Here is a 14,298-nt window from a genome sequence, read left to right on the forward strand (position 1 = left end):
AGACAGAAAAAGAGCAATCTCTTAATTTAGAGATTGCTCTTTTTTCTTGGGCTTTCACCCAAAGAAAAAACCAAATGCTTGTGTAAAACACCTATTAAAAGCGTTTCTCAAACGTCTGGTTTTTCTTGATGATTCAACCTTTTGGAATGGTCGAATCGCTTTAATTATTTAACGGAGTCTTGCTTTAAATTGCCTGTCTTTTCATCATAGAAACGTAGCAGGTCACCATTAATAATGGCATCTGAGTTTTCCAGCTCTGTTGTTGCGCGATCTGCATATGGCTGGCATGACTCACTGTCTTCTACTTCTTCACCAGTTGTTTTGTCATAGCAAACTTCACCAGCATAAACATACTTATCTGTAATAAAGCGTCCATCACGGAATACAACAAAGTCCTCATGCTCTGGAGAGAATAAATCTGCGCCCATTTGCATGTCTTTTGATGTTTCCACACCAAGAAGATGTAAAATCGTTGGACGTAAATCCATTTGACCAGATACCTCTGTCATTTCTTGACCATCGCCAGAACCTGGAATATGGATAAATAAAGGTACTTCTTGTAGCATTGCATTATCAAATGGTGTAATTTGATCTTTACCTAAATATTGTGCCATCGCTTTATTATGGTTTTCAGAAATACCATAATGGTCACCATACATCACAATAATCGAGTTATCATAAACACCTTGATCTTTTAATGCTTGGAAGAAATCTTTTAATGCTTCATCCATATAGCGCACTGTTTGGAAATAACGATTTAATGTACCTGAGTTTGAATCATATTCAGGAATCATCACATCTTCAGGGTCAAGTGTAAATGGATAGTGGTTTGTTAATGTAATCAATCTTGAATAGAACGGCTGTGGCATATCCTTCATTAAAGCAGCAGATTGCTCTAAGAATGGAATATCTTTCATACCCCAGTTTACCGCTTGCCCTTCTTCCACTGTATATGAGTCTATATCATAAAATTTATCGATTTTTAGTGATTGGTACATCATATCACGGTTCCAGAATGATTTATTATTTGGATGCATGACATTTGTAAAGTAGCCATTTTCTCCAAGGCGTTCAGCCATTGAGTTATATGTGTTACCACCATGTGTAAAGAATACTGCACCTCGACCTAAACCAAACAATGAGTTTTCTACAATAAACTCTGAGTCAGATGTTTTTCCTAAGCCTGTTTGGTGATAGAAATTACTGAAATAATACGTATCTTTATCTTTTGTTAAAGAGTTTAAAAATGGTGTAACTTCATGACCATTCATATCATTATTAATCACAAAGTTTTGTAAAGATTCCATTGATACAACAATTAAATTGCGATCTTTATATTTCCCAAACATCTCTGGGTTGACAGTTGCTTGGTTTGAGCGAATATAGTTATTCACTTCTACTAGCTCACTACCATCCGCTAATGCACGTTGCGCTGATGATTTTGATTGAATATAAATATCATACAAATGATAGTTGTACGTACCAATGTTTTTTACTAATAACTCGCGGTCAAAGCTACGTGTTAAAAGCTGTGGACGTTCTGTTTCTGCTAATCCTAAGTTTAAAAATGACATTGCAATTGCTAATACAAAGAACGCACGACGGAACTCAACATTGACTTTAAATGTTTCTTTCATTTTCGGTAAAAACTTATTCGCTAAAATTAAAATAAGTACATCAATGAAGTATAATACATCCCAAGGCTCAACAATCGCTGCTACTGATGTTCCTAAGTCACTAAAGTTACTTGTTTGGAACAATACTGGTAGCGTAATAAAGTCATTGTAGAATCGGTAGAACGCAACGTTTCCGTATAATACAATGGACAAAATAATGCTGACCGTAATTAAGTAACGGTTTCTGGCTTTTGCTGATTTAAAGAATAGTGACAAGCCATACGTAAATAGCAAGAAGCTCAATGGATTAATAAATAAAATAAATTGTTGCATGGCATTTTCAATTTTCATCTCAAAGCTTGTGTGATACACAATGACCGTTTTAATCCATGTTGTTATAATTGCTAGTATCATAAATGAATGTTTAGGCCACTTTATTGATTTCATTCCTAACATCCTCCCTACTTCTTTACAAAAACATAATAATTTTTTACATTTTGTAACTGAAACAAAATATATCTTAATCCTTTTTTTACAGATACGCAACATATATCTTTTGGAATTTATTTCTCCACGCCTCGCTATGCGCCAGATATCTATATATACGTTTTACAGTGTAAAAAGTTTCTTAAAAACATAAAAACAGCGGAAATCCACTGTCTTTAGAATATTACATACATGTTACATCAACTTTACACTACCCATATTTATTTTCTTTCAAACATTACTTTTTATTTTCTTCTACACGCAGTCTTGTTGCTTCCTGTCGAATTAGTAGCAATGCCATTTGGTAATCCTTCATATCTAGTACATTCGCTTTATAAAGCTCGCGTATTTCATCCTCCATTAACACTAAATCGCCAATGGGATCACGTGTATAAATAAAAGTACCATATGTTTTCAAAAGTTCATAAATATCTAACATTTTATCCATTTTCTTTCGCTCCTCGTTGTAGTCGACAATCGATACGGGTTGTCGGCGTCACAATGATATCTACTGGGCAATCATGTGCTTCGGCAGGAACATGCTGAACAATTTGCTCATCAAATAGCAAAGAGATCAATTTTCCTTTTGTATAGTTTAATACATAGCGATCATAATAACCACCGCCATAGCCAATTCGGTAACCAGTCTTATCAAAAACAACACCCGGTACAAGGATTACATCCATATCATTTGCGTCAACAAACTCACATTTTTCAGGAATAGGCTCACGCAAATGCATATATACCGTTTCAAGCTGAGCAAATGATTCAATAGCGTAGAATGACATTTCCCTTGTTTTCGGGTTACATTTTGGCACAGCGACCTTTTTGCCAAGCTGCCAAAGTTCTTCAATAAAAGAGAGTGTGTCGACTTCTGGCTTATGTGAAATGGTTATACCAATTGTATTTGCTTCTATTATATATGGCTCCTGCAGCACTTTTTTTACTACAGTTAATGATTGACGACAATAGGCTTCCTCACTCATTGTGGCAAGCGTTTGTCGTACCTTGTTTCGCAATGTTGTTTTATCCATCTGGGTCAACCTCCCTGTCAATGAAAGCCTTTTAATATCGATATTCCAACAAAAAATAAGCAAAATTAAAATGCCAAAGCGTTGATTTAACAGCGTTTTGGCATTTTAAAGTTCAAGTAATGTTGTTAAAAAGGGACTTCTATAACAGCCCCTTAATGAGCGATTACTTTGTTTCACGGTGAAGAGTGTATTTCTTCTCGCGAGAGCAATATTTTTTAAGTTCAAGACGCTCTGGATTGTTGCGTTTGTTCTTTTTAGAAATGTAGTTACGTTCGCCACAATCTGTGCAAGCTAAAGTAATGTTTACGCGCATCATTAACCCTCCCACTCTATATCAAGAATTAAAATTTGAGCATGATTTATACGACTAACCTATTATAACATAAACTGAAAAAAAATCTACCTTCATTTCATATTAAGTTTGCATATGGTAAAATACCTTATAATTACATACTATAATGAGGTGAAACTATTGGATTTATCCATCCTATTAATGAGCATCGGCATTGTTCTAATGATCCTATCGTTCTTTTTCAAAAATAGCACGAAAAAACTCGAAAAAGATGTTGAAGAATTATCTATTGCTATTTTTCAAGAAACCAATCATTTAAAACGTCGCTTAAAAATTGTGGAGGAAGAGCTATTATTAGAGCCCGAATTCCAAGTAAAGTCGAAATCTGCTCCTACTCATACAGCGCAAAATCCTAAAGTACAGCAAATGATGCAGGCTGTACAACAAGCTGCTCAAACAGCAAAGGTCACTCAAACAACAGCACAAGCAAAGCCCATTCATCAAATTATTGTTAGTCAGGTGCTTGAATTAAATAGGCAAGGTCTTTCTGTTGCAGATATTAGTATTCGTTCTAATTTAACAGAAGAACAAGTTCGTCAAGTGATTGCAAATGGAGGGCGCTCGTAAATGAATAAATCTGCTATCCGCGCATTTGGTCTGGCTATTTTTCTTGTTGGTGCATTGCTCGCTCTTGCTAGTCGCTTCGATATCAATATCGGGCTTCCAACAGAGGCTTCCTCAACAAAGCAGGAGGTCGAAGAATTACAAAATAAGCTACAGCAAGCTAATGAAAAAATTGTGTCATTACAAGCACAATTAAAAACAGCACAAACGACTGAAACATCTGCTGCAAATATGGCTGAGTCAGCTAACAAGCCAGCTGCTGAGGTGACAACAATGACACTGCAAATTTATAGCGGTATTACACCTTATATTGTTGCCCAAAAGCTGGAAGACGGCGGGATTATTACAAATAGTGTGGAAATGGAACTTTTACTTGCCAATGCTAAATATGCACGCAGCTTACAAATTGGCTCCTATGAAATTAATTCTGCCATGTCTTTAGAGGACATTGCTAATTTAATTACAGGCAAAAAGCAATAAGCTAAAGCGGGGCTGGAACATTAAGCAATATAAACAGAAAACTTGAATTATAAGGTTGATTAAAGTGAAGACGATATGTTTTCGAGAGGCTTATCACCCCCCTTGAAAAACATGCGGATTATAACCGAAATCAACCGTTTACTTTAGCAAAAGCTGTCACCTCTTCAAAATAGGTGACAGCTTTTTAGATACATTAGGCGATGCTTGCTAAGAAGGTTTGTATCATCATACTACCTTCTTTTGTACCAATGGATTCAGGATGGAATTGCAAGCCAAAAAGTGGATATTTTTGATGCTGAATCGCCATAATCTCCCCATCATCACAAGATGTAGCAATCACCTTAAAATCCTTGTGTAATGTCTGTGGTTCAATAATTAAGGAATGATAACGCATCACCTGAATATCGCCCGTTAATTGTGCAAATAGACCTGTTTGTTCATATTGTAAGGATGACAGCTTCCCATGCATAATTTGCTGTGCTTGCACAATGTTTGCACCAAATGCCTGACCAATTGATTGATGCCCTAAACAAATACCTAGTATCGGAAACTGCTGATGTAGCTTTTGAATCACTTCCACCGTGATGCCCGCTTCTGTCGGTGTTCCTGGACCAGGCGATAAAATAATCGCCTCTGGTGAGAGCGCTTGGATTTCTTCTATTGTAATAGCATCATTTCGCACAACTTTCACGTTTTTCCCTAGCATACTAATTTGTTGAAAAAGATTATACGTAAATGAATCGTAGTTATCAATTAATAAAATCATTTTTTTACCTCCAATAGCGCACGAGCTTTATTAAGTGTTTCCTCATATTCAGATAATGGTACAGAATCATAGACAATGCCTGCTCCTGCCTGCACATGAGCTTGCTGATCCTTGATAATCATCGTTCGAATCGCAAGTGCTAAATCCATATCACCTGTTGTTGAAATATAGCCCACTGCTCCAGCATAAACACCACGTTTCACTGGCTCTAATTCATTAATCAGTTGCATCGCACGAATTTTAGGTGCACCTGATACCGTACCAGCAGGTAAACAAGCTCGAAGTACATCTAGCACATGGAGGTCATCTCGTAAATCTGCAATTACCTCTGATACAATATGCATCACATATTTATAGCGCTCAATCGTCATATATTTCATGAGCTGAACAGAACCGACTTTAGCAATGCGGCCAAGATCATTGCGACCTAAATCCACTAACATACGATGCTCAGCGATTTCCTTTTCATCCTGTAGTAACGCATTCGCAATTGCCTCATCCTGCTCGACTGTTGCACCACGAGGCTTTGTGCCTGCAATTGGATTTGTTGTAACCTGTCGATTTTTTACTTTTACAAGACTTTCAGGAGAGGTTCCTAAAATAACATAGGAGCCATAATCCATGTAAAACATGTATGGTGAAGGATTTGTTGTACGCAATTGTCGATACAATGCAAATGGTGCGCCTGTAAATGGTGCTGAAAAGCGTTGTGATAGCACAATTTGGAAGATATCTCCCTTTAAAATATGCTGCTTAGCACGCTCCACCAGCGCTACAAATTGCTCCTTTGAAATCATTGGCTTAAATGCCAATGAATCTACCTTTGCAGCATCAAATCTTGCTCCTGCATAAAGCTGTTGCTCCAGCGCCAAAACAGCGGACTCCATCTCCTCTAATGTACGTCCCTCCTGAAATAAATCAATGGAAGCCAGTGTAACCTCCTGCTTTAAATGGTCAAAAACAATAAATGTATCATAGAAAAACACATGGACATCTGGCATAGCTAAATCATCCTGCAAATACTCGCCAATTTGTTCCGTATAAAAGGCCGTTTCATAGCCAAAAAAGCCAATTGCACCGCCAAAAAAGGCAAATGGATAGGATTCTTTATGGAAAGGCATCACTTGCTTTAATTTATCTAGTACATTGCCGTCCACTTGCTCCTGCCTGTTTCCCTTAGAAAAGGTGTACCCTGTTTGATTGCCCGTTAATTCAGCAATAGGATTCACTGCAATAAATGAATAACGCCCACTTTCCTCATGCTTGGCGGATGATTCAAACAGCATTTTATACTGTCCTGTTAATGCCTGATATACCGAGATGGGGGTCATCATATCCCCCTGTAATACTTTCATCGCATACTTGCTAAGCTCAACTGTCATACATCTCTCTCCTTCTCTAAACTCTGCTCGTCTTACACCATCTAAATAACATAAAAAGGCCCTTCCATCACAAAAAGGACGGAAAAGCCGTGGTGCCACCTTTATTGGTCTTATTGTAAGACCCACTCTAAGCCTTATAACGCAGGCAGACGCTAATCCATACTTTGTATTCTGGATTAGAGCTCCGAAGTCCATTCACCATCCATTTGCACTAGTTTCCACCAACCACTAGCTCTCTATAACAAATACTAATAGCTACTACTCTTCATCAAAGCCGATTACTTGATACTATTGTAAAGCAAGTTATCTTGCAATTCAAACTTTTTTTATAATAAGCTTATTCATTATCGATTGGACTTACTAATGGAATGGCGAAGTCCTCCATAATTTGACGAATCGCAAATAAAATATCCTGTCGCACCTCCAACATCACTGCGGTATCATTTGTTGCTATAAAAAATCGTACAAGCACACGATAGCAATTATGGTGCAGCTCATCAATATAAACATGAATAATATCCTTCTCTGTTTGGTCATGTAAATAAATTTCTTTGTGAATAGCGGTTAAGGCGCTTCGTAATGATTCCTCCTCATTATCAACAGCCACGTACAAAAAATGCTCACATTTCCGTTTTTCACGCCGTGATAAATTATAAATGGGACGATTCACTAAATAGGAGTTTGGCACATAGACAAGTCCTTTATCGCCAGTTTGAATCAATGTACTTCGAAGATTAATATCCTCTATCGTCCCTTCAATTTTTTGATCCTCTGTTGCTATCCAATCGCCAATTTGAAATGGATTATCTAATGCAACGGACATCCCGCCAAAGACATGTGCCAACGTATCACGAATCCCAAAGGCAAGCGCTACACCCGTTAAACCAATCCCTGTTAAAAAGCCATTCAAGTTAAAATTCCAAAATGAAGCAATGGTAAACATCGCAAAAAGCATTGTCAATACTTTACCAATCCTTAGGAAAAACGGCAATAACACATTTTGATCTTCCTCATCCGATAATTGGAATGGTTGTTTTGTATAAAAATGCAAAACATCATATACACCTTTAAAAGCAAAAAACACCATAATTGATAATACAAAATTTTTCGTTGATTTATGTGTAAATAACGGAACATCTATTAAATAAGAAAGACTTAACACAATTACGGCTGCTAAAAATGCATAGCCAATTGCTTTGCTAAATTGGGCAAGTACATTGGCTTGAAAATTACGATGGCGATTTTTTAAAAATAGCGCCATACGATTAATAATTTTTTGAATGACAAAGCGTTGAATAAGCCAGCCAATCAGGCAAATCACAATCGCAATCACAATATCTAACCACGTTGGTACTGCAAATTTAGGTAAAAACCATTTTAATGAATCCATGTTGTTCTCCTTTAACGTGCCTATGTATCTCCAACAAAAAGGAGCTCACCATGCTAAAGGTCAGCTCCCTTTTGTTATTGTATCGCATTATCTGCAAAAAAAGCTTTATGAGCAAACCAAAATTGCTGTTTATTAAAATGTTCTTCATGCATCGCAATCACCAAAAATTCGGCATGGTATTTTTGGGTCATCTCCTCTAGCATCATTTTTGCCTGTTTACTAACAAGATGCTGCCCATCAACTGGCGCTCCTTCTGTAAAAAGAATAATATCTGCTTCAGTGCCTTGCTGATTTTCCTGCAATAATGCTTTGACAAACTGTAAAACAGGTAACATCGCTGCTTCTCCACTTGCCTTATATTCAATAAAGCTTTTAAAATCAGCTACATTCAAATGGCCATTTTCAAAGCGATAGTGCACATGTATTTGACGGTCATATGGTACTATATATAAATCACGTCCTTCGTGATGCGCATTCATAAACCATGGTAAAATCATGCTTTTACAAAGCTCTGAATAAGCTGCCATCCCTGTTGTTTGTTCCAAGCAAATAATAATAGGACCAGGTTCTTTTTTATGATAATGAAATGGCACATATAGCACGTTGTTATTTTTAGTGATTTGCTGCTTTAGCTGTTGACGTCTTCGTTCTGCCCATTTCCGTTCATAATATAGACGTTGCTCACGACCATTTGCTAATCGTTCAGCTTGCTCAATTGCAGGCATATTTTCTTGCATCTCCTGCATAATATCTGCCAATTCGAGCGCAAATGCCGCCATATTTCGCAATGGCTCACTCTTGAAAAAATAGTCAATAAAATATTGCTGCTCTTTATCGCTTAGTTCTTCTAGATGTAAATGCTCATATAGAAAACGTAAATAGTTACGTTGTTCAAGCGTTATTTCAATATCTAATTTTTCGATTAGTGCTTGCAATGCATCTGACATATCGTAGCACCTCCTAAGTACCACATTTTTGAATAATGTCTATAGTATAACCAAAAAATTTTTTTGACAATACAAATCCACTTGCTATATTGACGCTGGATCATCAACAATGTTGCCATTCTATAAAATTTTATATTTAGCCATAGAAAAAAGAGCTACTAGTGCAGCTCTTCTCCGTTAATTATTTAATTCATAATGCTTGCCCTTTACTAAATAAAATAGATGCTCAGCGATATTTGTAGCATGGTCAGCCGAACGCTCTAAATAGCGGCAAATAAATGTTAAATGTGTAATTTGTGAAATATGCGCTGGATTGTCAATACCTGCACGTAGTAGTAGCACAATGGTTGCACCATATAAATCATCTACATAATCATCAAGCTCAGCAATTTCTTTTGCGCGTACTGTATCTTCCTCTGTAAAAGCTTTTATAATGCTTTCTAACATTTCCACTGTTTTATCACACATTGTTTGTAAATTCGTGAAAGGGAAGACGATAGGCTCTTTACCGATTCGTATTGCTTCCTTTGCAATATTAACTGCATAGTCACCCACCCTCTCCATATCTGATGCCGCTTTTACAAGCACCATTAAACGGCGTAAATCCGTGGCAACTGGCTGCTGTTTAGCAATCATTAAAATGACATGATCATTAATTTCTTCTTCAAGGCGATTAATCACTAAATCATCTTCAAGAATTTTTAAAGCTTTTTCTAAATCTTGTTCCACCAATGCTGTAAAAGCCATTTTTAATGCATCAATGCTACGGTTAGCAATAGCAATAAATTGCTCCTGTGCATCTTTTAATTCTTGTTCAAAACGCTCACGCACAATCATCTATTCGCTCCTCCTTAGCCGAAACGTCCAGAAATATAATCTTCTGTACGCTGGTCTGCAGGTGTTTGGAAGATAATATCTGTTTTATCGTATTCCACAACCTCTCCATTTAGGAAAAAGGCTGTACGGTCAGAAATACGTGCGGCTTGCTGCATATTATGTGTCACAATAATAATGGAGTAATCTTTTTTCAGCTCCTGTACAAGCTCCTCCACTTTTAACGTAGAGATAGGGTCTAGGGCAGATGTTGGCTCATCCATTAAAATAACATCTGGCTCAATCGCTAAACAACGTGCAATACAAATACGTTGCTGCTGTCCACCTGAAAGACCATAAGCATTTTGATTTAAACGATCCTTTACTTCGTCCCAAATTGCTGCGCCTCGTAGTGATTTCTCAACAATTTCATCCAAAATCTTTTTATTTTTAATACCATGAATTCTTGGTCCATAGGCAATATTATCATAAATTGATTTTGGGAATGGATTTGGCTTTTGGAACACCATACCTACACGTGTTCTTAATTCCTCCACTGTATAGCTTTTGTCTAAAATATTACGCTCACGATAGACAATTTCACCTGATGTTCGAACGCTTGGTACAAGCTCTACCATTCGATTTAATGTTTTTAAATAGGTCGATTTACCACAGCCAGAAGGTCCAATAATAGCTGTTACTTCATTTTCATAGATGCTTAAATTAATATCCTTTAAGCCATGATGGTCACCATACCATAAATTTAAATCGCGTGTATCATAGACAATATTTTTAGCCACAGCCTCAGAAGATTTTGTTGTTTTATGAATCGATTGGATATTTGTTGTTTCCTTTTTTATATCAAGTACCATAAGGTCACCTCATTAATAACGTTTTTGGAATTTATTGCGAATAAAGATCGCTAGAGAGTTCATTAATAACAGCATGGTCATTAGCACTAAAATACCTGCCGCTGCAACATATTGAAAGGCCTCTTGCGGACGCTTTGCCCAGTCATAGATTTGCATTGGCAATGCGGTAAATTGACTTAATAAGCTATTCGGTAAAAACTGTAGAATAACTGGAATTCCTAAGACAACAAGTGGTGCTGTTTCACCAATCGCACGAGAAAGCGCTAAAATACTACCTGTTAAAATCCCTGGAATTGCGGCTGGTAGTACAACACGTAAAATGGTTTGCCATTTAGTTGCCCCCATACCATATGAAGCTTCACGCTGCTCATTTGGCACTGCACGAATAGCCTCCTGTGCAGCCACAATAATAACGGGTAAAATTAATAAACTCATTGTAAAGCCAGCAGCTAGCACACTTTTACCTAGCCCTAGCATACGTACAAAAATAGTTAATCCAAGTAAACCAAAAACGATGGAAGGCACACCTGCTAAATTGGAGATATTCATGCGAATAAAGTCGTTAATTTTATTTTTCTTAGCGTATTCCTCTAAATAAATCGCTGTCCCTACGCCTAAAATAATGGATACTGGCGCAACAACTGCCATTAACCAAAGCGAGCCTATTAATGCAGCCTTAATACCTGCTTTATCTGCAAATCGTGATGCAAAGTTTGTTAAGAAATCGATATTTAAGTAATCGACCCCTTGTGTAATGATGCGATATAGTAAAATCGCCAATGTCACAAGCGCAAAAGCCGTTGCGAGGAAAAATAAGGTTTTCCAAACTTTATTGAACGTAATACGCTTTGTCATTCGTTTCATCACGACTGAATCATCTATATAGCGCATGCTAGTAAACCTCCCTGAAGCGTTTCGAAATATAATGAGCAAGTAGATTCATTACCAATGTAAAGATAAATAGTGTGAATCCAACAGAATAAATAGAATAATAGATGGTTGTACCATAGCCCGCATCACCTGTTGATACTTGTACAATGTATGCTGTCATTGTTTGAATGGAATCTGTAACATTCAAATCAAATTTCGGCGTAGAACCACCTGCAAGCGAAACAATCATCGTTTCACCAATTGCCCGGGAAATAGCTAGTACAACAGAAGCTACAATGCCTGATAATGCAGCTGGTAATACAACTTTGATTGCCACCTCAAATTTTGTTGCACCTAGCGCTAAAGCCCCTTCACGCATACTATTTGGCACAGATGACATCGCGTCCTCAGAGAGAGAGGTAATCATCGGTAAAATCATAATTCCTACAACAATTCCTGGACTAAGTGCATTAAATAATTTAAGTTCAGGGAGAATGCCTTGTAATAAAGGCGTAACAAATGTTAATGCGAAGAAACCATACACAATTGTTGGTACGCCCGCTAATACCTCTAAAATAGGCTTTACTGTGCGTCTTGTTTTTTCACTTGCGTATTCACTTAAATAAATAGCCGAACCAATACCAAATGGTACAGCTACTACAATGGCAATCAGTGTGACTTTCAATGTACCAGCAATCAGTGGTAAAATCCCAAAGAGCGGTTCATTCCCTGAAAACGGAAGCCATTGTGTACCAAAAAGGAAATCTGTAATCGACACACGCTTGAAAAATTCAAACGTTTCAAAAATAAGGGTGAAAACAATACCAAATGTTGTTAAAATTGAAAGTATAGCTGCAGAAAATAATAGAGTTGGCATTGCTTTTTCCACTATTTTCTTTGTTTTATTGTTGCGCGAATTTGCAATTAATTGCTGCACAGAGGATGTCTTATTTTCCTTTTGAGAAACCATTGGGAACTCCTTTCAAATAAGAGAGGGAAAGAGCATACACCTCTTTCCCTCTATGCATGTCTTCTTATTTTAAGCCTTCTAAAGTTTTTAAGCCTTCAGTATATTGTTCTTCAGGTAAGCGAACATAGCCAACTGCCTCAGCCATATCGCCTGCATTTTCTAGTGTAAATTTAATGAAATCATATGCTGCTTCATTATCTTTCATTGCACTATTTTTTACATATGTGAATAGTGGACGTGAAAGTGGTGTATATTCACCTGCTTCAATTGTTTCATTTGTTGGCTCTACACCATTGATTTTCACGATTTTTAATTTATCTTTATTTTCTAAGTAGTAAGCATAACCAAAGAAGCCGATTGCGTTTTTGTCACCTGCAACACCTTGTACAAGCATATTATCATCCTCTGATAATGTCGCTGCGCTTACAAGATCAGCACCATCTAAAATCACTTCATCAAAGTAATCGTATGTGCCTGAATCCGTACCTGGTGAATAGAAAACGATTTTGTCATCTGGCCAAGATGGATCAATATCAGACCATTTTTTCTCTGTGCCATCTTCAATCCAAATTTTTTGTAATTGTTCTACTGTTAAGTCTTGTGCCCAGTCATTTTCTGGGTTCACGACTACTGATAAACCATCATATGCTAAAGCTAGCTCTGTAAAATCAATGCCTGCTTCTTCTAATTTCGCTTTCTCTTCATCTTTTATATTACGAGATGCATTTGAAAAGTCTGTTTCACCTGCGATGAATTTTTCAAAACCACCACCAGTACCAGAAACCCCTACTGATACCTTGACATCTGGTTGTGTACCTGCATACTCTTCAACGACTGCTTCAATAATTGGTGCTACTGTTGAAGAACCATCTCCAGCCACAGAGCCTTGTAGCTTTTCATCAGATGCCTCTTGTCCTGCGTCTGTTGATGCATTTGTTTCTGTGCCATTACCATTTTGGGCAGACTCGCCACCACATGCACCAAGCATTAATGCAGAACCCATTACCGCTGTCATTGTTAAGTACTTCCACTTTTTCATTTCATTTGCCTCCGTCACTAACTGTTTTATAGTTATTACTCTTACAGTCTTTACTATAATGATTAATTGTTGAATTCGTATAAAGGCTTTGTAAAAGAACTGTAAAGGTGTGTAATGCTTTGTAAACGATTGTAAAGACATATTTACAATAAAGTGAACCTTCAATCAGTGAGGGGCCTTATCCCCACCGATTCGTGATAGAGGATAAAAGAAATTTGCTTCTTATAGGAAAGATGTTATAATAAAAAATTGTGTCGGAAATATTTTATATGAGGAGTTTGACCTTTGTGATGAAACATGCAAATGTACAAAATGCCGATTATTTTAAAACATATTTATCTCTTATAATGGAGCGTCGGGAGCTAACATTACAGGAGGCTATCGATTTTATGGTAGCATCTTATTTCTATCATAATATAGAGCATTATGGGGTAAAGCCGAGAGAGCAATTTGAATTAGCGATTCAGCAGCTATCTGCCTAAAGATAAGAGGGTGTTTGCTACTTTTAGCAAACACCCCCTTTTTACATCTATTTTTTCTGAATACTCCCCCACATCCTAATTCCCCCTACCATTTGTAAATACCCTACAAATTACTCAAATCCTCATATGACATCTTATTCAATAAATTATACAATATTGTTATCTAAGACTAAACATTCCATTTTATATAGCGTCAATTAAAATTTATAGTTAGTCCTGAAAAGCATAAAAAAAG

Annotated in this window: 16 protein-coding genes and 1 other annotated feature; of the genes, 3 read left to right on the forward strand and 13 right to left on the reverse strand. The window is 36.9% G+C overall.

Features of this window, described 5'->3' with window-relative positions:
* Positions 1-164 precede the first annotated feature (164 nt).
* The 4 genes from ACIQVU_RS02160 to rpmG all read right to left on the reverse strand — a co-directional run bounded on the left by ACIQVU_RS02160 (position 165) and on the right by rpmG (position 3,449).
* Positions 165-2,063, reverse strand: a complete 1,899-nt coding sequence (locus ACIQVU_RS02160; protein WP_340806440.1) for an LTA synthase family protein — start codon at positions 2,061-2,063, stop codon at positions 165-167.
* A gap of 277 nt (positions 2,064-2,340) precedes the next feature.
* The gene (locus tag ACIQVU_RS02165) at positions 2,341-2,550 is read right to left on the reverse strand and encodes a YqgQ family protein (RefSeq protein ID WP_340806441.1); all 210 of its coding nucleotides are present in this window, start codon (positions 2,548-2,550) and stop codon (positions 2,341-2,343) included.
* Positions 2,543-3,136 carry a 5-formyltetrahydrofolate cyclo-ligase gene (locus tag ACIQVU_RS02170; RefSeq protein WP_340806442.1) on the reverse strand — a complete coding sequence of 198 codons (594 nt, stop codon included), beginning with the start codon at positions 3,134-3,136 and terminating at the stop codon, positions 2,543-2,545. Before ACIQVU_RS02170 ends, ACIQVU_RS02165 begins: the two co-directional genes overlap by 8 nt.
* A gap of 163 nt (positions 3,137-3,299) precedes the next feature.
* The gene (gene rpmG / locus ACIQVU_RS02175; RefSeq protein WP_008408521.1) at positions 3,300-3,449 is read right to left on the reverse strand and encodes a 50S ribosomal protein L33; all 150 of its coding nucleotides are present in this window, start codon (positions 3,447-3,449) and stop codon (positions 3,300-3,302) included.
* 150 nt (positions 3,450-3,599) lie between these two features.
* Between rpmG and ACIQVU_RS02180 the strand changes: the two genes are divergently transcribed.
* Together ACIQVU_RS02180 and ACIQVU_RS02185 are read left to right on the forward strand one after the other, a co-directional pair.
* A complete protein-coding gene (locus tag ACIQVU_RS02180) occupies positions 3,600-4,055 on the forward strand; it encodes a hypothetical protein (RefSeq protein WP_340808585.1) in 456 nt (151 codons plus the stop codon).
* Positions 4,056-4,532: a hypothetical protein gene (locus ACIQVU_RS02185; RefSeq protein WP_340806447.1), complete on the forward strand. Its 477-nt coding sequence runs from the start codon at positions 4,056-4,058 to the stop codon at positions 4,530-4,532.
* Positions 4,533-4,725: 193 nt separating this feature from the next.
* Here the strand turns inward: ACIQVU_RS02185 and ACIQVU_RS02190 are convergent, their stop codons facing one another.
* The 9 genes from ACIQVU_RS02190 to ACIQVU_RS02230 form a co-directional block, all read right to left on the reverse strand.
* Positions 4,726-5,298 (reverse strand): anthranilate synthase component II, encoded by a 573-nt coding sequence (locus ACIQVU_RS02190; protein ID WP_340806448.1) that lies wholly within the window; start codon positions 5,296-5,298, stop codon positions 4,726-4,728.
* Positions 5,295-6,680, reverse strand: coding sequence for an anthranilate synthase component I (trpE, locus tag ACIQVU_RS02195; RefSeq protein ID WP_340806450.1), 1,386 nt, complete (start codon positions 6,678-6,680; stop codon positions 5,295-5,297). Before trpE ends, ACIQVU_RS02190 begins: the two co-directional genes overlap by 4 nt.
* 71 nt (positions 6,681-6,751) lie before the next feature.
* Positions 6,752-6,961 (reverse strand) — a binding site (T-box leader).
* A 56-nt stretch (positions 6,962-7,017) separates the two neighbouring features.
* The gene (locus ACIQVU_RS02200) at positions 7,018-8,070 is read right to left on the reverse strand and encodes a mechanosensitive ion channel family protein (RefSeq protein ID WP_402893576.1); all 1,053 of its coding nucleotides are present in this window, start codon (positions 8,068-8,070) and stop codon (positions 7,018-7,020) included.
* A 74-nt stretch (positions 8,071-8,144) separates the two neighbouring features.
* The gene (locus ACIQVU_RS02205) at positions 8,145-9,017 is read right to left on the reverse strand and encodes a vWA domain-containing protein (RefSeq protein ID WP_402893578.1); all 873 of its coding nucleotides are present in this window, start codon (positions 9,015-9,017) and stop codon (positions 8,145-8,147) included.
* Positions 9,018-9,194: 177 nt separating this feature from the next.
* A complete protein-coding gene (gene phoU / locus ACIQVU_RS02210) occupies positions 9,195-9,854 on the reverse strand; it encodes a phosphate signaling complex protein PhoU (RefSeq protein WP_340806453.1) in 660 nt (219 codons plus the stop codon).
* 14 nt (positions 9,855-9,868) lie between these two features.
* Positions 9,869-10,702 carry a phosphate ABC transporter ATP-binding protein PstB gene (gene pstB, locus ACIQVU_RS02215; RefSeq protein WP_340806454.1) on the reverse strand — a complete coding sequence of 278 codons (834 nt, stop codon included), beginning with the start codon at positions 10,700-10,702 and terminating at the stop codon, positions 9,869-9,871.
* Between the two features lie 12 nt (positions 10,703-10,714).
* Positions 10,715-11,593 carry a phosphate ABC transporter permease PstA gene (gene pstA / locus ACIQVU_RS02220; RefSeq protein WP_340806455.1) on the reverse strand — a complete coding sequence of 293 codons (879 nt, stop codon included), beginning with the start codon at positions 11,591-11,593 and terminating at the stop codon, positions 10,715-10,717.
* A 1-nt stretch (position 11,594) separates the two neighbouring features.
* A complete protein-coding gene (gene pstC / locus ACIQVU_RS02225) occupies positions 11,595-12,542 on the reverse strand; it encodes a phosphate ABC transporter permease subunit PstC (RefSeq protein WP_340806456.1) in 948 nt (315 codons plus the stop codon).
* Positions 12,543-12,606: 64 nt separating this feature from the next.
* A complete protein-coding gene (locus tag ACIQVU_RS02230) occupies positions 12,607-13,581 on the reverse strand; it encodes a PstS family phosphate ABC transporter substrate-binding protein (protein ID WP_340806457.1) in 975 nt (324 codons plus the stop codon).
* Positions 13,582-13,871: 290 nt separating this feature from the next.
* Here ACIQVU_RS02230 and ACIQVU_RS02235 point away from each other — a divergent pair, with 290 nt between their 5' ends.
* The gene (locus ACIQVU_RS02235) at positions 13,872-14,063 is read left to right on the forward strand and encodes a hypothetical protein (protein WP_340808586.1); all 192 of its coding nucleotides are present in this window, start codon (positions 13,872-13,874) and stop codon (positions 14,061-14,063) included.
* The last annotated feature ends 235 nt before the right edge of the window (positions 14,064-14,298 follow it).

Origin of the sequence: Lysinibacillus sp. NPDC098008 (assembly GCF_044760715.1) — a bacterium.
Lineage (GTDB): Bacteria > Bacillota > Bacilli > Bacillales_A > Planococcaceae > Lysinibacillus.

Bases quoted from the DNA above. Each gene is read 5' to 3' on its own strand.
- ACIQVU_RS02160 (WP_340806440.1), bottom strand. From the start codon at position 2,063: ATGAAATCAATAAAGTGGCCTAAACATTCATTTATGATACTAGCAATT.
- ACIQVU_RS02165 (WP_340806441.1), bottom strand. From the start codon at position 2,550: ATGGATAAAATGTTAGATATTTATGAACTTTTGAAAACATATGGTACT.
- ACIQVU_RS02170 (WP_340806442.1), bottom strand. From the start codon at position 3,136: ATGGATAAAACAACATTGCGAAACAAGGTACGACAAACGCTTGCCACA.
- rpmG (WP_008408521.1), bottom strand. From the start codon at position 3,449: ATGCGCGTAAACATTACTTTAGCTTGCACAGATTGTGGCGAACGTAAC.
- ACIQVU_RS02185 (WP_340806447.1), top strand. From the start codon at position 4,056: ATGAATAAATCTGCTATCCGCGCATTTGGTCTGGCTATTTTTCTTGTT.
- ACIQVU_RS02190 (WP_340806448.1), bottom strand. From the start codon at position 5,298: ATGATTTTATTAATTGATAACTACGATTCATTTACGTATAATCTTTTT.
- trpE (WP_340806450.1), bottom strand. From the start codon at position 6,680: ATGACAGTTGAGCTTAGCAAGTATGCGATGAAAGTATTACAGGGGGAT.
- ACIQVU_RS02200 (WP_402893576.1), bottom strand. From the start codon at position 8,070: ATGGATTCATTAAAATGGTTTTTACCTAAATTTGCAGTACCAACGTGG.
- ACIQVU_RS02205 (WP_402893578.1), bottom strand. From the start codon at position 9,017: ATGTCAGATGCATTGCAAGCACTAATCGAAAAATTAGATATTGAAATA.
- phoU (WP_340806453.1), bottom strand. From the start codon at position 9,854: ATGATTGTGCGTGAGCGTTTTGAACAAGAATTAAAAGATGCACAGGAG.
- pstB (WP_340806454.1), bottom strand. From the start codon at position 10,702: ATGGTACTTGATATAAAAAAGGAAACAACAAATATCCAATCGATTCAT.
- pstA (WP_340806455.1), bottom strand. From the start codon at position 11,593: ATGCGCTATATAGATGATTCAGTCGTGATGAAACGAATGACAAAGCGT.
- pstC (WP_340806456.1), bottom strand. From the start codon at position 12,542: ATGGTTTCTCAAAAGGAAAATAAGACATCCTCTGTGCAGCAATTAATT.
- ACIQVU_RS02230 (WP_340806457.1), bottom strand. From the start codon at position 13,581: ATGAAAAAGTGGAAGTACTTAACAATGACAGCGGTAATGGGTTCTGCA.
- ACIQVU_RS02235 (WP_340808586.1), top strand. From the start codon at position 13,872: ATGAAACATGCAAATGTACAAAATGCCGATTATTTTAAAACATATTTA.